Source organism: Pseudomonas sp. EL_65y_Pfl1_R83 (genome assembly GCF_963970695.1).
Taxonomy (GTDB): Bacteria; Pseudomonadota; Gammaproteobacteria; order Pseudomonadales; family Pseudomonadaceae; genus Aquipseudomonas; species Aquipseudomonas tritici.
Genome location: NZ_CAXAQI010000016.1, coordinates 49,625 through 68,475, shown reverse-complemented (window position 1 = coordinate 68,475; position 18,851 = coordinate 49,625). Strand labels below are relative to the sequence as shown.

Below are 18,851 nucleotides of genomic sequence, written 5' to 3'. Positions count from 1 at the left end.
GACCCCCTCTGCGCAACTCATCAGGCTCTCAGTTCTTGGCAAATATAGATAACGCGGCCGCCGAAATGGCGGCCGCAGGCTTTTACCGCATCGCCCTTGGCGTGGAATACAAAGGCTCGCGCTATCGCGGCTGGCAGCGCCAGGCCTCCGGTGTGCTGACGGTGCAGGAAACCCTGGAAAAGGCCCTGTCCAAAGTCGCCGATTCGCCGGTATCGCTGATGTGCGCCGGGCGCACCGACGCCGGCGTGCACGCCTGCGGCCAGGTAGTGCACTTCGACACCCAGGCTGAACGGTCAATGAAAGCTTGGGTGATGGGCGCCAATATCAATCTGCCCCATGACGTCAGTGTCAGCTGGGCCAAGGTGATGCCGGCGCACTTTCATGCACGCTTCAAGGCGATCGCCCGGCGTTATCGCTACGTGATCTACAACGATCAGATCCGCCCGGCGCACCTCAACGAAGAAATTACCTGGAACCACCGCCCGCTGGATGCCGAGCGCATGGCCGAAGCGGCGCAGCACCTGGTGGGCGTGCATGATTTCAGCGCGTTTCGTGCCGGCCAGTGCCAGGCCAAGTCGCCGATCAAGGAGGTCCACCATTTGCGGGTGACCCGTCACGGCAAGATGATTGTGCTGGATATTCGCGCCGGGGCCTTCCTGCACCATATGGTTCGAAACATTGCCGGGGTGCTGATGACTATCGGCACGGGCGAGCGCCCGGTGGAGTGGGCCAAGGAAGTACTGGAAAGCCGAATTCGCCGCACGGGCGGGGTCACGGCACATCCGTTCGGTCTGTACCTGGTAGATGTGGAGTACCGCGACGAGTTTGAATTGCCGGAACGTTTCATCGGGCCACACTTCCTCACAGGTTTCAGCGAACTTGGCGGCTGACGCCCGGAAAAGCTTTTGTTACCATCCGGGACTTTCTGGTTCCAACCCCGAGGTTTTCACGACATGTCAGCCGTTCGCAGCAAGATTTGCGGGATTACCCGCATAGAAGACGCGCTGGCGGCGGTCGAGGCGGGCGCGGATGCCATCGGTTTCGTGTTTTACGCCAAGAGCCCGCGGGCGGTGAATGTGTTGCAGGCGCGGGCGATCATTGCCGCATTGCCGCCGTTCGTGACCACCGTGGGTCTGTTCGTCAACGCCAGCCGGTGTGAGCTCAACGAAACCCTGGATGCCGTACCGTTGGACATGCTGCAGTTCCATGGCGACGAAACGGCGGAAGAATGTGAAAGCTATCAGCGCCCGTATATCAAGGCGTTGCGCGTCAAGGCCGGGGATGATATCGCGGCGGCGTGTGCCGCCTATGGTGGCGCTCGCGGGATTCTGCTCGACACCTACGTCGAAGGCGTGCCCGGCGGAACCGGCGAGGCGTTTGATTGGTCGCTGATTCCCGAAGATTTGAGCAAACCGATCATCCTGGCTGGCGGGCTCAACCCTGCGAATATCGCAGCCGCGATCGAACAGGTTCGGCCGTATGCCGTGGATGTCAGTGGTGGGGTAGAGCAGGGCAAGGGCATCAAGGACCACAGCAAGATTCGCGCATTCATGCGGGCCGTGCGCAACAGCGGTGGTGGGATGTGACGGCTGGCAGTCTGCCGCCGTCCATAACTACCACTGTGTAAAACAGCCCGGCGCCGCCTGTGGGTGGCCCGGAAATGAAGTGGCAACCCTGCGCTGGCAGGTTGTCTGGAAGGCTGAGGGTGCATGCAGGAAATGGCCGGTCGAACGTCTGACCCCGTCCAGCATGTGTCATCGCCACATATGAATTTAGCTCAAGGGCATACGCGGGGCTGTGTTCAAGCCACCGGTACTGGAGAAAGAAAGCATGAGCAACTGGTTAGTAGACAAACTGATCCCTTCGATCATGCGTTCCGAGGTGAAGAAAAGCTCGGTTCCTGAAGGTCTGTGGCACAAGTGCCCATCCTGCGACGCGGTGCTGTATCGCCCCGAGCTTGAAAAGACCCTGGACGTTTGCCCCAAGTGCAACCACCACATGCGTATTGGCGCGCGCGACCGCATCGACATTTTCCTGGATGCTGACGGCCGCAACGAACTGGGCGCTGATCTGGAGCCAGTTGACCGTCTCAAGTTCCGTGACAGCAAGAAGTACAAGGACCGCTTGGTCGGTGCGCAGAAGCAGACCGGCGAGAAAGACGCGCTGATTTCCGTCAGCGGCAAATTGCTCGGCATGCCAGTTGTGGTGTCGGCGTTTGAGTTCTCCTTCATGGGGGGGTCCATGGGGGCCATCGTCGGTGAGCGCTTTGTCCGCGCGGCCAACTATGCCCTGGAAAACCGTTGCCCGATGATCTGCTTCGCCGCCTCCGGTGGGGCTCGTATGCAAGAAGCCCTGATTTCCCTGATGCAAATGGCCAAGACTTCCGCGGTACTGGCGCGTCTTCGCGAAGAAGGCATCCCGTTCATCTCCGTGCTCACTGACCCGGTCTACGGCGGTGTTTCCGCCAGCCTGGCAATGCTGGGTGATGTGATCGTCGGCGAGCCAAAGGCCCTGATCGGCTTTGCCGGCCCGCGCGTGATCGAGCAGACCGTACGCGAAAAGCTGCCCGAAGGTTTCCAGCGCAGCGAGTTCCTGCTGGAGCACGGTGCTATCGACCTGATCATCCCGCGCAGTGAGCTGCGCCCGCGCCTGGGCAACCTGCTGGCGCAAATGATGGGCCTGCCTACGCCTGTCTACGTCGCGCCTAAAGTCGAGCCGATTGTGGTGCCGCCGGTGCCTGCAAACCTATGACCCAGCGCACCCTGGGCGAATGGCTTGCCTACCTTGAGCAGTTGCATCCCTCCGCCATCGACATGGGCCTGGAGCGTTCGCAACAGGTAGCGGCCCGCCTCGGGTTGGGTCGTCCGGCGCCGCGCGTGATCACGGTAACCGGCACCAACGGCAAAGGCTCTACCTGTGCCTTTGTCGCGGCGCTGCTCCAGGCCCAAGGGCTGAAAGTTGGCGTCTATAATTCCCCGCACCTGCTGCGTTACAACGAGCGGGTGCAACTCAATGGCGTCGAAGCCACTGATACGCAACTCTGCGAAGCCTTCGCCGCACTCGATGCGGGCCGAGGCGAGATTTCCCTGACTTATTTCGAGATGGGCACCCTGGCGGCGTTCTGGCTGTTTGAGCGTGCGCAACTGGATGTGGTGGTGCTGGAAGTCGGTCTGGGCGGGCGTCTGGACACGGTCAATGTGGTGGATGCCGACCTGGCGCTGGTCACCAGCATTGGCGTGGACCACGCCGACTACCTGGGTAACACCCGTGAGTCCGTGGCTTATGAAAAAGCCGGGATCTTCCGCCAGGGCAAGCCTGCGCTGTGTGGTGACCTAAATCCGCCGCATACCCTGCTGGACAAGGTGCGCGAGCTGGGTTGCCCGTTCTTCCTGCGCGGCCGCGAATTCAATCTTGAGATCGGTGAGCAGCACTGGCAATGGCGTGGGCTCGATGCCCGTGGCCAGGCGGTGGAACTGCGTGACCTGCCGCTATTGAACCTGCCATTGGAAAACGCCGCGCTCGCGCTGCAAGCCTATCTGCTGCTGGATCTGCCGTGGAATGCCGAGCAGATTGCTGCCACATTGCTGGCGACTCGCGTGGTAGGGCGCCTGGATCGTCGTGCGTTCGAATGGCAGGGCAAGCGCCTGAACTTGCTGTTGGATGTGGGGCACAACCCCCATGCGGCCGAGTACCTGGCTCAGCGCCTTTCACGCACGCCGCAGGTCGGTCGTCGTCTTGCCGTATTCGGTCTGCTGGCGGACAAGGACCTGGATGGCGTGGTCGCGCCCTTGTTGGGCAGCGTCCAGGCCTGGGCTGTGGCGCCGCTGGATACTTCGCGTAGTCGCCCGGCTGCTGAGCTGGAACTGGCGTTGCAGAACCTTGGTGCACCTGTGGCGTCGTATACAAGCGTCACCGAGGCCCTTGAAGCGCAGTGCGCCGTTGCTACGCCCGACGATGAAATTCTATTGTTCGGGTCATTTTATTGCGTTGCCGAGGCGCTTGAGTGGTTAGCCCGGCGCTCCACGGAGGAAGCTGCACATGGCATTACTGGATAGCGCGTACAAGCAGCGAATGGTCGGAGCCTTGGTTCTGGTAGCGCTGGCGGTGATTTTCCTGCCGATGCTGTTTTCTCGTCAGGACGAAGCGCGCCAGGTCGTGGTTGAGGCTCCGGCCGCGCCACAAGCCCCGGCGGTGCCGCAGGTTCAGGTCGAGCCTGTGGTCGTGCCTGAGCCCCAGGCCTTGCCGGAAGAAGAGCCTGTGCCGACGGATGATGAAGTGGCTGCGCAGCAAGCACCGTCGATGCCGGTGCAGCCAAGCGTGCCAGTGGTCAAGCCGGCACCCGCTGCGAAGCCTGTCGCGCCTGCACCTGCGCCCAAGCCGGTAGCACCGCAGCCCGCCGCACCGGGCAAGCCGGATGTGGGCCAGAGTCGTATCGATCCGAATGGCTTGCCGATCAGTTGGTCGATTCAAGTGGCCAGCCTGGGCAGCCGCGAGGGCGCCGACGCCTTGCAAAAGAAGCTGCGTAGCCAGGGCTATAACGCCTATATCCGTAGCGCCGACGGCAAGAACCGCGTGTTTGTCGGGCCGTTGATCGAGCGTGCCGAAGCGGATCGCCTGCGGGACTTGCTGGATCGCCAGCAGAACCTCAAGGGTTTTGTGACCCGCTTCCAGCCTGAGCGCGGCTGATACCGCCAGCACTTGGTAGGGATGCAAGCCAAACGTGGGAGCTGGCTTGCCTGCGATGACGCCGGATCAATCAACAGTGATGTTGAATGTGCCGGCCCCATCGAAGGCGAGCCAGCTCCCACATTCGTTTTGTGGTGGGCTTGAAATCGCGTTGGCTCGCCCCAAACTATTGATTTGCAAAGCAGCCGCAATCACAGCTTACCGACAGCCCAGCGCTCTGCTAAAATGCGCCGCCTCATCTGTCCGTAGGCTGCACTGTGCCATTTACCTGGGTTGATTGGGCGATTGTTGCAATTGTCGCCATCTCCGCTTTGATCAGTCTAAGCCGCGGCTTCGTAAAAGAAGCACTGTCGTTGCTGACCTGGATCATCGCAGGAGTCGTAGCCTGGATGTTCGGCGGTTCATTGTCGGTCTACCTGGCCGGATACATCGAGACACCTTCGGCCCGCGTCATCGCGGGCTGCGCCATCATGTTCATCGCCACGCTGCTGGTGGGGGCAATGGTCAATTATCTTATTGGCGAGTTGATACGTGTCACCGGCCTCTCCGGGACCGATCGATTTCTCGGCATGGCCTTTGGCGCTGCGCGTGGTGCGTTGCTGGTGGTCGTGGCAGTCGGGCTGTTGAGCCTGGGGCCGGTACAGCAGGATTCGTGGTGGCAGGAGTCGGTACTCGTGCCAAAATTTCTATTGGTTGCAGATTGGTCCAAGAACCTCATTTTGGGGTGGAGCAGTCAGTGGCTGGCCAGCGGAATCAGCGTACCCGCTGATCTTCCGTTCAAGGAACACCTCTTACCGGCCAAAACGCCTCAGTAAGCTGGGTTCAGTCAAGATTCATTAAGTAGGGGTTGCGTCGCATGTGTGGCATCGTCGGTATCGTCGGTAAGTCGAACGTCAATCAGGCGCTGTATGACGCGCTAACCGTCCTCCAGCACCGCGGCCAGGACGCTGCCGGTATTGTGACCAGCCACGACGGCCGGTTATTCCTGCGCAAGGACAATGGCCTGGTGCGTGACGTGTTCCACCAGCGTCACATGCAGCGCCTGGTCGGGCACATGGGCATTGGCCATGTGCGTTACCCGACTGCCGGCAGCTCGACGTCTGCCGAAGCTCAGCCGTTTTACGTCAACTCGCCTTACGGCATCACGCTGGCTCACAACGGTAACCTGACCAACGTTGAACAGCTGGCCAAGGAGATTTACGAATCTGACCTGCGCCACGTCAACACTAACTCTGACTCGGAAGTGCTGCTCAACGTGTTCGCCCACGAGCTGGCCCAGCGCGGCAAGCTGCAGCCGACCGAAGAGGATGTGTTCGCTGCCGTGACTGACGTGCACAACCGTTGCGTCGGTGGTTACGCCGTTGTCGCCATGATCACTGGTTATGGCATCGTCGGCTTCCGCGACCCGCACGGCATCCGCCCGATCGTGTTCGGCCAGCGTCACACCGACGAAGGCGTCGAGTACATGATCGCTTCCGAAAGCGTGTCCCTGGACGTCCTGGGCTTCACCTTGATTCGCGACCTCGCGCCGGGCGAAGCGGTGTACATCACCGAAGACGGCAAGCTGCACACCCGCCAGTGCGCCGTGGCGCCGAAACTCACCCCGTGCATCTTCGAACACGTCTACCTGGCGCGTCCGGATTCGATCATCGACGGCGTTTCGGTGTACAAGGCACGCCTGCGTATGGGCGAGAAGCTGGCTGAGAAGATCCTGCGCGAGCGTCCTGAGCATGACATCGACGTGGTAATCCCGATTCCGGACACTAGCCGTACCGCTGCGCTGGAATTGGCCAACCACCTGGGTGTCAAGTTTCGCGAAGGCTTCGTGAAAAACCGCTACATCGGCCGTACCTTCATCATGCCGGGCCAGGCGGCGCGCAAGAAGTCGGTTCGCCAGAAGCTCAACGCGATCGAGCTGGAGTTCCGCGGCAAGAACGTGATGCTGGTGGATGACTCCATCGTGCGTGGCACCACCTGCAAGCAGATCATCCAGATGGCCCGCGAAGCCGGTGCTAAGAACGTGTACTTCTGTTCTGCCGCGCCTGCCGTGCGTTACCCGAACGTTTACGGTATCGACATGCCGAGCGCCCATGAACTGATCGCCCACAACCGTTCGACCCAGGATGTTGCCGACCTGATCGGCGCGGATTGGCTGATCTACCAGGACCTCCCGGACCTGATCGAAGCGGTCGGCGGTGGCAAGATCAAGATCGACCAGTTCGACTGCGCCGTGTTCGACGGCAAGTACGTGACCGGGGATGTCGACGATGCCTACCTGAACAAGATCGAGCAGGCGCGTAATGACTCGTCGAAGATCAAGACCCAGGCGGTCAGCGCGATCATCGATCTGTACAACAACTGAGTGACAACCGGCCCTGAGGGGCCGGTTTTGTATCTTAAATAAAGAATTGAGTAAGGAGTGGCAGCATGAGTCAGGAATGGGATGCCGGTCGGTTGGACAGCGACCTCGATGGCGTAGCTTTCGATACCCTGGCTGTGCGCGCCGGCCAACACCGCACGCCGGAAGGTGAGCACGGTGATCCGATGTTTTTCACGTCCAGCTACGTGTTCCGCACAGCGGCCGACGCCGCTGCGCGCTTTGCTGGCGAAGTGCCGGGTAACGTCTATTCGCGTTACACCAACCCGACCGTGCGCGCGTTCGAGGAGCGTATCGCGGCGCTTGAAGGTGCTGAGCAAGCGGTGGCCACGGCGACCGGCATGGCGGCAATCCTGGCGGTGGTGATGAGCCTGTGCAGCGCCGGCGACCATGTGCTGGTGTCGCGCAGCGTGTTTGGGTCGACCATCAGCCTGTTCGAAAAGTACTTCAAGCGCTTTGGCATTGAAGTGGACTACGTGCCCCTGGCGGACCTGTCCGGCTGGGACGTTGCGATCAAAGCCAACACCAAGTTGCTGTTCGTCGAGTCGCCATCCAACCCTTTGGCTGAGCTGGTGGATATCGCCGCGTTGGCCGAAGTCGCTCACGCCAAGGGCGCGATGCTGGTGGTCGACAATTGCTTCTGCACCCCGGCGCTGCAGCAGCCGTTGAAGCTGGGCGCGGACATTGTTGTGCACTCGGCCACCAAGTTCATCGACGGCCAGGGTCGTTGCATGGGCGGTGTGGTCGCCGGTCGCAGTGAGCAGATGAAAGAGGTCGTCGGCTTCCTGCGCACCGCTGGCCCGACCTTGAGCCCATTCAATGCCTGGATCTTCCTCAAAGGCCTGGAAACCCTCAGCCTGCGCATGAAGGCCCATTGCGCCAACGCCCAGGCCCTGGCCGAGTGGCTGGAGCAACAGGACGGTATCGAGAAAGTGCATTACGCCGGTCTTAAGAGCCACCCGCAACACGCGTTAGCCCAGCGCCAGCAGCGTGGTTTCGGTGCCGTGGTGAGCTTCGAAGTGAAGGGCGGCAAAGACGGCGCCTGGCGCTTTATCGATGCCACTCGCCTGATCTCCATCACTGCCAACCTGGGTGACAGCAAGACCACCATCACTCACCCGAGCACCACCTCCCACGGGCGCCTGGCGCCACAGGAGCGCGAGGCGGCGGGTATCCGTGACAGCCTGATCCGCGTTGCGGTGGGCCTGGAGGACGTTGCCGACTTGCAGGCTGACCTGGCTCGCGGGCTGGCGGCCTTGTGATCGAGTGGTCCATGGATACGGCGGCAGCCAGTAACGGGCGTGTCGCGCTGGTGACAGGCGCGGCGCGGGGCATTGGCCTCGGGATTGCCGCGTGGCTGATCAGCGAAGGCTGGCAAGTCGTGTTGACCGACCTGGACCGCGAGCGCGGTTCCAGGGTGTCCAAGGTGCTGGGCGAAAACGCCTGGTTTATCACCATGGACGTGGCCGACGAGAAGCAAGTGGCCCAGGGCGTCGCCGAAGTGCTCGGGCAGTTCGGGCGCCTGGACGCGCTGGTGTGCAATGCGGCGGTCGCCGACCCGCGCAACATTACCCTGGAAAGCCTGGATCTGGCTTACTGGAATCGGGTGCTGGCTGTGAATCTCAGTGGGCCGATGTTATTGGCCAAGCACTGTGCGCCGTATCTTCGTGCCCATGGCGGTGCCATCGTTAACCTGGCGTCGACGCGGGCTCGCCAGTCGGAGCCGGACACCGAAGCCTATGCGGCGAGCAAGGGTGGCCTGCTGGCGCTGACTCACGCCTTGGCCATGAGCCTTGGGCCGGAAGTGCGGGTCAATGCGGTCAGCCCTGGCTGGATCGATGCGCGTGATCCCGCAGCCCGTCGCGCAGAGCCGCTGAGTGATACCGATCACGCCCAGCATCCGGCGGGCAGGGTGGGTACGGTCGAGGACGTGGCGGCGATGGTGGCGTGGTTGCTGTCGCGCCAAGCGGGGTTTGTCACCGGGCAAGAGTTTGTGGTGGACGGTGGCATGAGCAAGAAGATGGTCTATGAGCAGTGAGGGGCAGTTGCAAGCTTCAAGTTGTAAGTGAAAGCCGGTTTTCGGTAGCTTTTAACTTGCAGCTTGAAGCTTGCAACTTACAGCTGTTTTTGAAAAAAAACTCAATCCTGCTATTGACTTAGGTCCGCTACCTGCGTAAATTTCGCGGCCTCAACGAAGCAAAGGGTGATTAGCTCAGCTGGGAGAGCATCTGCCTTACAAGCAGAGGGTCGGCGGTTCGATCCCGTCATCACCCACCACTTCTTGAGAGTTTTGCTCCAGGGCAAGACGCAACGTTAAAGGTTGCACCGACGCGCAGCGGTAGTTCAGTCGGTTAGAATACCGGCCTGTCACGCCGGGGGTCGCGGGTTCGAGTCCCGTCCGCTGCGCCATATTTTCCAGGCTTGATCTATCAGGCTTGAGATTGAACAGCCAAGGCTGATCGATCAGATGTTTAAAGACAGTTGAGGGTTTACGTTCAACTGGTCAAGCGATACGCAGCGGTAGTTCAGTCGGTTAGAATACCGGCCTGTCACGCCGGGGGTCGCGGGTTCGAGTCCCGTCCGCTGCGCCATATCTGCTTCAAGGCCCACTGAACGCCTTGAAGCACAAAGAAAGCCTTTGGCTGCTTTGATCCGATAGCAAAGACCCTGGTCGAAAGACCGGGGTTTTTTGTGTCTGCGATTTGGCTTATGTGGGAAGCGGGCTTGCTAGCGAAGGCGGTTCGTCAGTCAATATTTCCAGTGACTGAACCACCGCATTCGCGAGCAAGCCCGCACACAGTTGGATAGCGTTAGAAGCCCAACTTGTCGCGCAGCCCGTAATACCAGGCCCCAAGCGCCGCAAACGGCGTGCGCAGCAGTTGCCCACCCGGGAACGGGTAGTGCGGCAGGTCAGCAAACGCATCAAAACGCTCTGCCTGGCCTCTCAGCGCCTCCGCCAGTACCTTGCCCGCCAGGTGCGTGTACGTCACGCCATGGCCGCTGCAGCCTTGCGAGTAGTAAATGTTGTCACCCAGCCGACCAACTTGCGGCAAGCGCGACAAGGTCAGCAGGAAATTGCCGGTCCAGGCGTAGTCGATTTTCACGTCTTTGAGCTGCGGAAAGGTCTTGAGCATCTTCGGACGGATGATTGCCTCGATGTTTGCCGGGTCGCGTGCGCCATACACCACGCCACCGCCGAAGATCAGGCGCTTGTCGCTGGTGAGGCGGTAGTAGTCGAGCAGATAGTTACAGTCTTCGACGCAGTAATCCTGCGGCAGCAACGTCTTCGCCAACTCATCGCCCAGCGGCGCCGTGGTGATTACTTGCGTGCCACACGGCATTGATTTGGCGGCCAGTTCCGGTACCAGGTTGCCCAAGTAGGCATTGCCCGCGACGATGATGAACTTGGCCCTGACCTTGCCCTCGGCGGTGTGCACCACTGGGTTGGCGCCGCGCTCGATGCGCACTGCTGCCGATTGCTCGTAGATCGTTCCGCCCAGCGATTCAACTGCTGCTGCTTCGCCCAAGGCCAGGTTGAGCGGGTGGATGTGCCCGCCACTCATGTCCAGCAAACCGCCGACGTAGTTGTCACAGGCCACCACTTCGCGGATGCGGTGTTCGTCCAGTAACTCCAGCTGCGTGTGGCCGTAGCGTTCCCACAGGCGCTTTTGCGACTCCAGGTGGCCCATGTGCTTGCTGTTAAGTGCGGCGAATACCCCGCCGTCCTTGAGGTCGCACTGGATCTGATACTTGGCGACGCGTTCACGAATGATCCTGCCGCCCTCAAACGCCATCTGCCCCAGCAACTGCGCCTGCTGCGGCCCGACGCTGCGCTCGATCACGTCGATATCACGGCTGTAGCTGTTAACGATCTGCCCGCCGTTTCGGCCCGAGGCGCCAAACCCCACCTTGGCGGCTTCCAGTACCGTCACGCGAAAACCGTTCTCCAGCAGAAACAGCGCGCTGGAAAGGCCGGTATAGCCGGCGCCAATCACGCACACGTCGGTTTCGACCTCGCCTTGCAGTGCCGGGCGAGGTGGAACGGTATTCGCGGAAGCGGCGTAATACGACTGGGGGTAGGGGGTGTTCGCCATCCTGGAACCTCTGTTTTATATTTTTTACGAGTGCGCTGATCCTACCTGAGTTGAAAATTGCCTGCCAGCCACCCGAAATTCACGCGTGGGCTCCACGCCAATAAAAAATTCGCATATTCATAGGGTTAGCTGCAAAAAAGATGTTGACACCCCTCCGGAATTCCGTAGAATGCCGCCTCACAGCAGGCACGTAGCTCAGTTGGTTAGAGCACCACCTTGACATGGTGGGGGTCGTTGGTTCGAGTCCAATCGCGCCTACCAAACAAAATCCGCTCTGCTGGGCGGTCTAGAAGGGCTCACCGAAAGGTGGGCCCTTTTTTGTTTTTGTGTCGCATTTCGGCGTGCTCTATATACCGAGCTCCCGTCTCGCGCAGCCTTGTTCGTCCCGGGCTTACAGTGCTAGGTTCGCTGGGTTAAACCCAAAAAGGCAGTGCAGTGGCCCGCTACTTCAAACGTCCAGGCAGCGACCAGATTGAATACGTCGATTCGTTTCAGGTTCTGGCGATATAGTTTCTGGGTTTCCCTGATCTCCGCTTGGCCGGACTCTGGCGGCATTTGTTTATCTGGATGATCGTCATAGGGCTGAGTTTTATCGCAGGCCCGCCTTGGATGGCAATCCTAAGTGCCGGTTTGCCAATCATCTACTGCTTTTTGATACGTAAAATTGTGGCGGATGAGTCTTTGAAGAAGGGCTGGGTGGAAGTGGCTGATCCAAAGCTCACACTCAAGGTGTTTTCGCCAGCCTCCGAGTCACCTGCAGAGTAGGTTTTTCAATGCAGGCCCAGCTATTCGCTGGGCTTTTTGCATGTTGAACCCCGCAAGTATCCCGCCACTATAAACAGGGTTTTTGAGGTCAGTCGCGCCGCTGGAAACCGAAGCGACAGCCTCAGCCGTTCCCTCCAAGAAATGCCTGCAGCACCACCAGTTCAACCACCGCGACCAACAGTAAAAACATTACGAATCCGAATGAGAACACGCGTTTTCGCCGTGGCGGGGTGCGGTCGCTTGCGATATCTAGATATCTGAGCACCAGGTCGATCAGCTTCCAGGTCAGCTCGAAAAATTCGCTCACAAGGACGGCTTACTTCGCCTTGGCACTCTTGATATCGCTGATCATCTGCTTGGCAATCGCCTGCACCTGCTTCTGCGTCATGGCCGAGGCAATGCCTTCCCAGGCGGACGATGAGGTGTCGTAGGTGCGCGAACCAATCGGTGCGCCGGATTTCAGGTCGGAGTAGTCGGCGCGGGAGAAGACCCAGGCGTTACCGACCAACACTCCGGCGACATACCGCGAGCCCGGCTCGATGTAGCGGAACTTGCTCACGTTGATGCTGATGGCTACACCTTCCTCATCACTCGGTGCTACAGCAGGGCTTTCCGTGACATTGAAACCGGCCTGGCGGGCTTCTACCTGGAGCGCGTTGTTCCAGTCGCGCTTGAGTAGGTTCCAGTCCGGATTTTGCTCGACCGGGCCTTCGCCCTTGATGCTCACCACGAGGTTGTGTTTGGCGGAATCCGAGATGGTCAGCGCGGCGCTACCACCGCTTTTTACCTTGGCGGCGCAGCCACCCAGCATGGATAAAGCAACGGCGCAGGAGAGGGCGATCAGGATTTTTTGGGCTTTCATTGAATTTCCATATCCACAGCAGTATTGAGTGAAGCGTGCGCGGGTTGCCAGCACACGGCTGATAAACGGGCGGCGCTAAGATGCGCGAATTCTTCCCGGTCTGTCCACACCTTGCTACGTACGCGCGACTCAATCACCCACAAAATTTATTGGTTTGCAGCAACAATTTTTCTTGTTGGACACCTCCCGCCCCAGCCAGCAAAGTTGCCGCCACTGACGCTCGACCTTCCGGGTCAACAATAAAAACCGAGCCGACTGCACGCCACTTCTTGCTGTGAACCCTTTGTTCACATCCTGCTGTAATGGCGCCGCAGCGCGCACTAAAGGACCTCTCCGCCATGCAAACTGTTGTGAACTTATGGCCGTTGATCGGCGTACTTGTGATCGTGGTTGGCTTTGTCTTGCGCATCAACCCTCTGCTGGTGGTCACCGCCGCCGCTATCGCCACCGGTTTTGCCGCCCATTTTCCACTGGAGAAAATCCTTGCCACCATGGGCGATGGCTTCCTTCAGACCCGAGCTCTGCAGTTGATTCTGTTGTTGCCCCTGGCGGTCATCGGCCTATTGGAGCGCCATGGGCTGCGCCTGCATGCGCAGAACTGGATTGCACGGTTCGAGCGCGCCACGGTCGGGCGCTTGTTGATCATTTACCTGTTTGTGCGCGAATCCACGGCCGCCATGGGCTTGACCAGTCTGGGTGGGCACCCGCAGATGGTGCGCCCGTTACTGGCGCCAATGGCCGAGGGTGCGGCGGAAAAACGCTACGGCAAGCTGCCAGACAAATTGCGTCACAAGGTGTTGGCCATGTGCGCCGCGACAGACAACGTCGGGCTTTTTTTTGGTGAAGACATCTTTGTCGCCTTTGGCGCCATCGCATTGATGCACACCTTCCTGCTCGGCTCAGGGATTGATGTGGAACCTCTGCACATCGCGGTGTGGGGCATTCCTACGGCGATCTGCGCGTTTATTATCCATGCGATCCGTCTGCATCGGTTTGACCGAAGGCTCACCCGTGAGATGACGTCTGCCGCCACCCCCGTGGAGGCCGCGCAATGATCATTTCCATTCAATACCTCTACTGGCTGGCCGGGGTTCTGCTGTTGATCACGGCGGGCATGATCGTGATGGACAGAACCCATCCCAAGCGCTGGTCCAGTGCGTTGTTCTGGCTGTTGTTCGCCATTCCGTTCCTGATCGGTGAACGCTTGCCGTCGGTGGTTATCGGTGTCGGCATCGTGGTCATGGCATTGATCGCCGGCATGGGCGGCGTCGGACGTGGCAAGCATGTTGAGCTGCATGAAAAGGCTTCGCGTGCCAGTGCCGGTCGGCTGGGTCACAAACTGTTTATCCCTGCGTTGGCCATCCCCCTGACCACGGTGATCGGCTCGGTGTTGCTCAAACACACCGAAATCGGCGGCACACCGCTGTTGGACCCGAAAAACACCACCTTCGTCTCCCTCGGCATCGGCTGCCTGATCGCCCTCGGCCTTGCCTGCTGGCTGACCCGCGATACGCCGGTACAAGCCTTGCGCGAATCCCGCCGCCTCACAGAAGCCCTGGGCTGGGCCATGGTGCTGCCGCAAATGCTGGCGATGCTCGGCTTGCTGTTCAACGAAGCTGGGGTCGGCACGGCTGTAGCGCATGTCACTACCACCTATATCAACCTGGATTTCAAGTTGGTGGCGGTGATGGTCTACGTGTTGGGCATGGCTTTGTTTACAGTGATCATGGGGAACGGCTTCGCGGCGTTTCCGGTGATGACTGGCGGCGTCGGCGTGCCGGTACTGGTGGGAATCTACGGCGGTAACCCGGCGGTGATGGCAGCGATCGGCATGTTCTCCGGCTACTGCGGGACCTTGATGACGCCCATGGCCGCCAACTTCAATATTGTGCCGGCTGCGTTACTGGAGCTGCCGGACAAGAACGCGGTGATCAAGGCCCAATTGCCGACCGCGCTGATGATGCTGGTGGTCAATATCGTACTGCTTTACCTGTTGATGTGAGGTCGAGATGCAAACTGTACTGCTGACGGGCTTCGAGCCCTTTGATCAAGACCCGGTGAATCCTTCCTGGGAAGCTGTGCGCCAACTGGATGGCGTGCTGCTGGGAAGCGATGTGCAGATTGTCGCGCGTCGGCTGCCTTGCGCCTTTGCGACCGCTGGCGAGTGCCTGACCCAGTTGATCGATGAGCTGCACCCGGCGATGGTGATCGCCACCGGTCTGGGGCCGGGGCGTAGCACTATCTCGATGGAGCGGGTGGCGATCAACATCAACGATGCACGCATCCCCGATAATCTGGGCGAGCAGCCTATCGATACGGCAGTCTTGGCTGGCGGCCCGGCAGCCTACTTCACGACGCTGCCGATCAAGGCGATGGTCAAGGCTGTGGGCAAAGCCGGAATTGCGGCATCGGTATCGCAAACAGCAGGCACCTTTGTGTGCAATCAGGTGTTCTATCGGCTGCAGCACCAGTTGGCGGGGTCGGGCGTGCGCAGTGGCTTTATCCATGTGCCTGATGTTTACGGGGCATGCCAGCCGCCGATGGTGCTGTCGACCCTGGTCGAGGGGTTGCGCATCGCGGTGTCTGCGGCATGGCAAACCTCGACGGATATAGTCGAAGTGGGCGGTCAGGTCAGTTGAGGGCTGGGCGTGAGCGCCAACCTTCAACTACAGTTCAGGGGCACCCACTCCACGGTAATCGCCATGATCAAGTCTCTGAAATGCGTGTCTGTCGTGCTTTCGCTTTTCTTGTTTGCTGGCAGTGGTATGGCCCTGGCCGATCCTGGTAATGGCAAGGGGCAGGGGAACAATAAAGGCAATAGCTCGGTCGGGCAGGGGCATGACAAACCCAAAGGCAAAGGCGCATCGGGTAGTCACGGCCCCAGTGTCGATCGAGGCAGGGTACTGAATGTATTGGGTGGCTACCGCAACTACTGGAGCCCGGGGCCAGCCTTGCCCCCCGGTATCCAGAAGAACCTCGCGCGCGGTAAGCCATTACCGCCGGGCATCGCCAAAAAACTGGATGGTCGTTTATTGGGCCAGTTGCCCCGTTATGATGGGTATGAATGGCAGCAAGCAGGTACCGATCTGATATTGGTGACCATTGCGTCGGGCATCATTTACGAAGTACTCAATGGCGCCTTTGACTGACGGGGCAAACGTTACGCCACGCGTCCTGGGAAAAACAGCTCAAAGCAGGTCACGCCATCGTGGCTGCTCACGCTGTACCGCCCGCTATGCAACTGCATGATGGTCGCCACAATCGACAAGCCCAACCCATTGGATTGGGCGGAGCGTTCTCGTGATTCATCCACCCGGTAAAACCGTTCGAACAGTCGCGGCAGATGCTCGGCCGCTATGGTTTCGCCTTGGTTGCTGACCTTCAGGTAAATGCCCTCGGCATCAGGAACCGCCTGAATCAACAACTCAGTCCCCGGCGCACCATATTTGATGGCATTGGCGCACAGGTTCGCCAGCGCCCTGCGCAGTAACATCGGCTCCGCCCAGATCACCCCTTCACCTCTGGCCTGAATGCTGATGTCCACATCGCCCGCCAGGCCTTCAAAGTACTCGGCAATGCGTTCAACCTCATCCGTGGCACTGAGCTCCTGGCGTTGACGCAGGGCGCTGGCCGGGTCGGTGCGGGCCAGGAACAGCATGTTGTCGAGCATCCGTGCCAGGCGTTCAAGCTCTTCGACATTGGACGCCAGGAGTTGCTGATAGCTTTCGATGCTGCGGCTCTGTTGCAGGGCGACTTGGGTTTCGCCCAGCAGGTTATTGATTGGCGTGCGCAGTTCGTGGGCCATGTCGGTGGACACCTGGCCCAGTTGCACAAAGCCCTTGGCCAGCCGCTCAAGCATGGTGTTGAACGAATCAATCATCGGCAGCAGTTCTTTCGGTGCGCCATGGCTATCGAGGCGTTCGGCGAGGTTGCCGACGCCAATGCCCTGGGCGTGTCGGGCCAGGCGGCGCAACGGTAAGAGCCCGCGATGAACAAGCAGGTAACCGACCACTGCCAGGAGGATTGCGGCAATACTCGCCAAGATATAAACGCTCAAGCGATAGCTGGCGAGCACCGCGGTGCGCTCGGTCATCAGGCGCCCGCTGGTGACTTGCAGGCTGCCCAGGTCGCCGGAGTCGATGGAGGCGGCGACGGTGGAGAAGGGCACGCCATTCACGCCAGGCAGATGGTGCACGTCGGCGAGTCCCAGCGCGTGATCCTTCGCGACGGGTGGCACAGACGGCAAATCGATATTACCCGGGTTCACCAGCAGCAGCGGTTTTTGTCCCGGCGCGGCAATGCTCAGTACCGACTCGTGGTTACCCAGCATGTTCTGGAACAGTTCCGGCTTGGTCTTGATCAGGTCGAGCGTGTTGCTGTCGTTGAGCAAGTTGCGCAGTTGATCGACACGGGAAATCAATGCGGCATCGTCGCGCATGATCAGTTCCCGTTCGAGCTCGCGGTACAGCGCCACGCCTAGGGTAGCCAGCAGGGCGAAGGCGAGCAGCGCGAAGATCAACGCCAGGCGCAGGGTCAAGGAGTAATGACTGCGCCTGCTCATGGCTGGGTATCGAAGCGGTAGCCAATGCCCCGCACACTGTGAATCAGCTTGAGCTGGAACGGGTCGTCGATTTTCAAGCGCAGGCGTCGCACGGCCACGTCTACTACGTTGGTGTCGCTGTCGAAGTTCATGTCCCACACACGCGAGGCGATCAGCGAACGGGACAGCACCTGGTCCTGATGGGTCGCGAACAGGTGCAGCAGGGCGAACTCTTTGTTGGTCAGGGTGATGCGTGTGCCCGCGCGGGTGACGCGGCGCTTTAGCACGTCGATGTGCAGGTCGGCGATCTGTAGCTGCTCCTCTTCCCGGCTCGGGCCGCGGCGCGTCAGGGTACGCAAACGCGCCACCAATTCAGCGAAGGAGAACGGCTTGATCAGGTAATCATCGGCGCCCAATTCCAGGCCCTTGATGCGGTCGGCAATGTCGTCGCGGGCTGTAAGGAAAAGCACTGGCGTGTCGGCTTCCTTGCGCAGACGGCGCAGCACTTCCCAACCGTCCATTTTCGGCATCATCACATCCAGCACGATGACGTCGAACGGCGTTTCCAGGGCTTGGTGCAAGCCATCCACGCCGTCACGGGCGAGGCTGACGGAATAACCCAGCTCCTGAAGGCCGTTGAGCAGGTAGTTGCCGGCTTTGGGTTCGTCTTCGACTACAAGAATGTTCATGGGAAGTGCCTTGTCTCTATGCGTGGCGCAAGTGTAGCCCGATCAATTGTCACTAGGGCAACCGGTGGCCAGGACCTGGTAGTCCAACACGTGTTCACGGCCCTGGCTGTCCAGGTAGTTGAGTTGCGCCGGGACAATGCCGCATCGGCCGTAGGTGTCGGTGCTCGACAGTACTTTGGCCACATCCAGGTGCACGAAGAAGCCGGTTTTGTCGTGGATCACGGGTTCGGCAGCAAACACAGAACCGGTTGCGAGCAGAGCGGCAAAGCCGAGGATAAACAGTTTCATGACGGTATCTCTCTAAAAGGGTTGGCTGTCACGTCGTGGCAGTGAGTACACGGTAACCAGCCGTCCCGAACAGCCCACCAACAGGATGATGACAAGTTTGTAATGCGGGGCTCAGGGTTGACGCCGGCGTAGGAATGGCCGACCAGCACGGTAGGGCCGTCTTGTTGGTCCAGTACGCGGTTGGTGGCGGCGACGTCTTCGGCCGCCGAGGTCAGCGGGTTCTGCACGGCGGTAACGTGCAAGCCGGTGGCCTGGAGGCGGGTGATGACCTCGGACCAGCTCGAACCGTCAGCCCATGAGCCATGTACCAGCACCACGTTATTGGCTTTGATCGGTGCGACCGTGCCTGCCATGGCGGTGCCAGTGCCCAGCATCAGCAGGCTGGCGGCGATCAGGCAGAGTTTGCTTGCAGGTTTCATGGTGGGACCCTTTTCATCAGGAGGAAGTGGCGTCATCCGGCGTGGGTGACTGACGACTTCGCTGTATGAAGTGAGGGTGCTGCCAAGACTTGCGGCTGCCTTACAAACCTGTAATGCATCCGACGTCGGTT

19 protein-coding genes, 4 tRNA genes and 1 pseudogene are annotated in these 18,851 nt (G+C 60.0%); 17 read left to right on the top strand and 7 right to left on the bottom strand.

The genetic code is table 11. The annotated features are described in order from the left end of the window. Window positions 1-65: 65 nt before the first annotated feature. The 12 genes from truA (at window position 66) to AACY08_RS21265 (ending at window position 9,654) form a co-directional block, all read left to right on the top strand. Window positions 66-890 carry a tRNA pseudouridine(38-40) synthase TruA gene (gene truA, locus AACY08_RS21320; RefSeq protein ID WP_065874106.1) on the top strand — a complete coding sequence of 275 codons (825 nt, stop codon included), beginning with the start codon at window positions 66-68 and terminating at the stop codon, window positions 888-890. A gap of 63 nt (window positions 891-953) precedes the next feature. Beyond that, window positions 954-1,586 (top strand): phosphoribosylanthranilate isomerase, encoded by a 633-nt coding sequence (locus AACY08_RS21315; RefSeq protein ID WP_339471287.1) that lies wholly within the window; start codon window positions 954-956, stop codon window positions 1,584-1,586. A 244-nt stretch (window positions 1,587-1,830) separates the two neighbouring features. Further along, entirely contained in the window at window positions 1,831-2,751 is a 921-nt protein-coding gene (accD, locus tag AACY08_RS21310; protein WP_339471286.1) for an acetyl-CoA carboxylase, carboxyltransferase subunit beta, read from the top strand. After that, window positions 2,748-4,055, top strand: a complete 1,308-nt coding sequence (gene folC / locus AACY08_RS21305; RefSeq protein ID WP_339471285.1) for a bifunctional tetrahydrofolate synthase/dihydrofolate synthase — start codon at window positions 2,748-2,750, stop codon at window positions 4,053-4,055. Before accD ends, folC begins: the two co-directional genes overlap by 4 nt. Continuing rightward, a complete protein-coding gene (locus AACY08_RS21300; RefSeq protein WP_339471284.1) occupies window positions 4,039-4,686 on the top strand; it encodes an SPOR domain-containing protein in 648 nt (215 codons plus the stop codon). The genes folC and AACY08_RS21300 overlap by 17 nt, the downstream gene beginning before the upstream one ends. Window positions 4,687-4,943: 257 nt before the next feature. Beyond that, window positions 4,944-5,501 (top strand): CvpA family protein, encoded by a 558-nt coding sequence (locus AACY08_RS21295; protein WP_003192538.1) that lies wholly within the window; start codon window positions 4,944-4,946, stop codon window positions 5,499-5,501. A gap of 41 nt (window positions 5,502-5,542) precedes the next feature. After that, window positions 5,543-7,048, top strand: a complete 1,506-nt coding sequence (gene purF / locus AACY08_RS21290; RefSeq protein ID WP_339420611.1) for an amidophosphoribosyltransferase — start codon at window positions 5,543-5,545, stop codon at window positions 7,046-7,048. 65 nt (window positions 7,049-7,113) lie between these two features. Further along, window positions 7,114-8,325, top strand: coding sequence for an O-succinylhomoserine sulfhydrylase (locus AACY08_RS21285; RefSeq protein WP_339437350.1), 1,212 nt, complete (start codon window positions 7,114-7,116; stop codon window positions 8,323-8,325). An 11-nt stretch (window positions 8,326-8,336) separates the two neighbouring features. Next, window positions 8,337-9,101 carry an SDR family oxidoreductase gene (locus AACY08_RS21280; protein ID WP_339420613.1) on the top strand — a complete coding sequence of 255 codons (765 nt, stop codon included), beginning with the start codon at window positions 8,337-8,339 and terminating at the stop codon, window positions 9,099-9,101. A gap of 163 nt (window positions 9,102-9,264) precedes the next feature. Further along, a tRNA-Val gene (locus tag AACY08_RS21275) sits at window positions 9,265-9,340 on the top strand. 55 nt (window positions 9,341-9,395) lie between these two features. Beyond that, window positions 9,396-9,472, top strand: a tRNA-Asp gene (locus AACY08_RS21270). Between the two features lie 105 nt (window positions 9,473-9,577). After that, window positions 9,578-9,654: transfer RNA gene (locus tag AACY08_RS21265), tRNA-Asp, on the top strand. Between the two features lie 219 nt (window positions 9,655-9,873). On the opposite strand, the gene AACY08_RS21260 is transcribed toward AACY08_RS21265, so the two are convergent. Beyond that, entirely contained in the window at window positions 9,874-11,157 is a 1,284-nt protein-coding gene (locus AACY08_RS21260) for an NAD(P)/FAD-dependent oxidoreductase (protein ID WP_339471283.1), read from the bottom strand. 184 nt (window positions 11,158-11,341) lie between these two features. Here AACY08_RS21260 and AACY08_RS21255 point away from each other — a divergent pair. After that, window positions 11,342-11,418 (top strand) — tRNA-Val (locus AACY08_RS21255). 625 nt (window positions 11,419-12,043) lie between these two features. Here AACY08_RS21255 and AACY08_RS21250 read toward each other — a convergent pair. Continuing rightward, window positions 12,044-12,229: a hypothetical protein gene (locus AACY08_RS21250; protein WP_339437348.1), complete on the bottom strand. Its 186-nt coding sequence runs from the start codon at window positions 12,227-12,229 to the stop codon at window positions 12,044-12,046. Between the two features lie 9 nt (window positions 12,230-12,238). After that, a complete protein-coding gene (locus AACY08_RS21245; protein ID WP_339471282.1) occupies window positions 12,239-12,784 on the bottom strand; it encodes a hypothetical protein in 546 nt (181 codons plus the stop codon). Window positions 12,785-13,122: 338 nt separating this feature from the next. Here AACY08_RS21245 and AACY08_RS21240 point away from each other — a divergent pair, with 338 nt between their 5' ends. The 4 genes from AACY08_RS21240 (at window position 13,123) to AACY08_RS21225 (ending at window position 15,933) form a co-directional block, all read left to right on the top strand. Next, window positions 13,123-13,839 (top strand): DUF969 domain-containing protein, encoded by a 717-nt coding sequence (locus AACY08_RS21240; RefSeq protein WP_339420616.1) that lies wholly within the window; start codon window positions 13,123-13,125, stop codon window positions 13,837-13,839. Further along, the gene (locus tag AACY08_RS21235) at window positions 13,836-14,786 is read left to right on the top strand and encodes a DUF979 domain-containing protein (RefSeq protein ID WP_339471281.1); all 951 of its coding nucleotides are present in this window, start codon (window positions 13,836-13,838) and stop codon (window positions 14,784-14,786) included. The genes AACY08_RS21240 and AACY08_RS21235 overlap by 4 nt, the downstream gene beginning before the upstream one ends. A gap of 7 nt (window positions 14,787-14,793) precedes the next feature. Then, window positions 14,794-15,423, top strand: coding sequence for a pyroglutamyl-peptidase I (gene pcp / locus AACY08_RS21230; RefSeq protein ID WP_339471280.1), 630 nt, complete (start codon window positions 14,794-14,796; stop codon window positions 15,421-15,423). A gap of 63 nt (window positions 15,424-15,486) precedes the next feature. Next, window positions 15,487-15,933 (top strand): anti-virulence regulator CigR family protein, encoded by a 447-nt coding sequence (locus AACY08_RS21225; RefSeq protein WP_339471279.1) that lies wholly within the window; start codon window positions 15,487-15,489, stop codon window positions 15,931-15,933. 11 nt (window positions 15,934-15,944) lie between these two features. Here AACY08_RS21225 and AACY08_RS21220 read toward each other — a convergent pair whose 3' ends face one another. From AACY08_RS21220 to AACY08_RS21205, 4 genes and pseudogenes are all read right to left on the bottom strand, one after another. Then, window positions 15,945-17,345: a heavy metal sensor histidine kinase gene (locus AACY08_RS21220; protein ID WP_339420620.1), complete on the bottom strand. Its 1,401-nt coding sequence runs from the start codon at window positions 17,343-17,345 to the stop codon at window positions 15,945-15,947. After that, window positions 17,342-18,013 carry a heavy metal response regulator transcription factor gene (locus AACY08_RS21215; protein ID WP_049712399.1) on the bottom strand — a complete coding sequence of 224 codons (672 nt, stop codon included), beginning with the start codon at window positions 18,011-18,013 and terminating at the stop codon, window positions 17,342-17,344. Before AACY08_RS21215 ends, AACY08_RS21220 begins: the two co-directional genes overlap by 4 nt. A gap of 42 nt (window positions 18,014-18,055) precedes the next feature. Continuing rightward, window positions 18,056-18,301 (bottom strand): DUF2790 domain-containing protein, encoded by a 246-nt coding sequence (locus tag AACY08_RS21210; RefSeq protein WP_339420622.1) that lies wholly within the window; start codon window positions 18,299-18,301, stop codon window positions 18,056-18,058. Between the two features lie 92 nt (window positions 18,302-18,393). Beyond that, a pseudogene (locus AACY08_RS21205) lies at window positions 18,394-18,720 on the bottom strand (alpha/beta fold hydrolase); the annotation flags it as partial. Window positions 18,721-18,851: the final 131 nt, after the last annotated feature.

What these genes read in the sequence shown, in the direction of transcription:
- truA (WP_065874106.1), top strand. Translation starts at nt 66, where the DNA reads ATGGCGGCCGCAGGCTTTTACCGCATCGCCCTTGGCGTGGAATACAAA.
- AACY08_RS21315 (WP_339471287.1), top strand. Translation starts at nt 954, where the DNA reads ATGTCAGCCGTTCGCAGCAAGATTTGCGGGATTACCCGCATAGAAGAC.
- accD (WP_339471286.1), top strand. Translation starts at nt 1,831, where the DNA reads ATGAGCAACTGGTTAGTAGACAAACTGATCCCTTCGATCATGCGTTCC.
- folC (WP_339471285.1), top strand. Translation starts at nt 2,748, where the DNA reads ATGACCCAGCGCACCCTGGGCGAATGGCTTGCCTACCTTGAGCAGTTG.
- AACY08_RS21300 (WP_339471284.1), top strand. Translation starts at nt 4,039, where the DNA reads ATGGCATTACTGGATAGCGCGTACAAGCAGCGAATGGTCGGAGCCTTG.
- purF (WP_339420611.1), top strand. Translation starts at nt 5,543, where the DNA reads ATGTGTGGCATCGTCGGTATCGTCGGTAAGTCGAACGTCAATCAGGCG.
- AACY08_RS21285 (WP_339437350.1), top strand. Translation starts at nt 7,114, where the DNA reads ATGAGTCAGGAATGGGATGCCGGTCGGTTGGACAGCGACCTCGATGGC.
- AACY08_RS21280 (WP_339420613.1), top strand. Translation starts at nt 8,337, where the DNA reads ATGGATACGGCGGCAGCCAGTAACGGGCGTGTCGCGCTGGTGACAGGC.
- AACY08_RS21260 (WP_339471283.1), bottom strand. Translation starts at nt 11,157, where the DNA reads ATGGCGAACACCCCCTACCCCCAGTCGTATTACGCCGCTTCCGCGAAT.
- AACY08_RS21245 (WP_339471282.1), bottom strand. Translation starts at nt 12,784, where the DNA reads ATGAAAGCCCAAAAAATCCTGATCGCCCTCTCCTGCGCCGTTGCTTTA.
- AACY08_RS21240 (WP_339420616.1), top strand. Translation starts at nt 13,123, where the DNA reads ATGCAAACTGTTGTGAACTTATGGCCGTTGATCGGCGTACTTGTGATC.
- AACY08_RS21235 (WP_339471281.1), top strand. Translation starts at nt 13,836, where the DNA reads ATGATCATTTCCATTCAATACCTCTACTGGCTGGCCGGGGTTCTGCTG.
- pcp (WP_339471280.1), top strand. Translation starts at nt 14,794, where the DNA reads ATGCAAACTGTACTGCTGACGGGCTTCGAGCCCTTTGATCAAGACCCG.
- AACY08_RS21225 (WP_339471279.1), top strand. Translation starts at nt 15,487, where the DNA reads ATGATCAAGTCTCTGAAATGCGTGTCTGTCGTGCTTTCGCTTTTCTTG.
- AACY08_RS21220 (WP_339420620.1), bottom strand. Translation starts at nt 17,345, where the DNA reads ATGAGCAGGCGCAGTCATTACTCCTTGACCCTGCGCCTGGCGTTGATC.
- AACY08_RS21215 (WP_049712399.1), bottom strand. Translation starts at nt 18,013, where the DNA reads ATGAACATTCTTGTAGTCGAAGACGAACCCAAAGCCGGCAACTACCTG.
- AACY08_RS21210 (WP_339420622.1), bottom strand. Translation starts at nt 18,301, where the DNA reads ATGAAACTGTTTATCCTCGGCTTTGCCGCTCTGCTCGCAACCGGTTCT.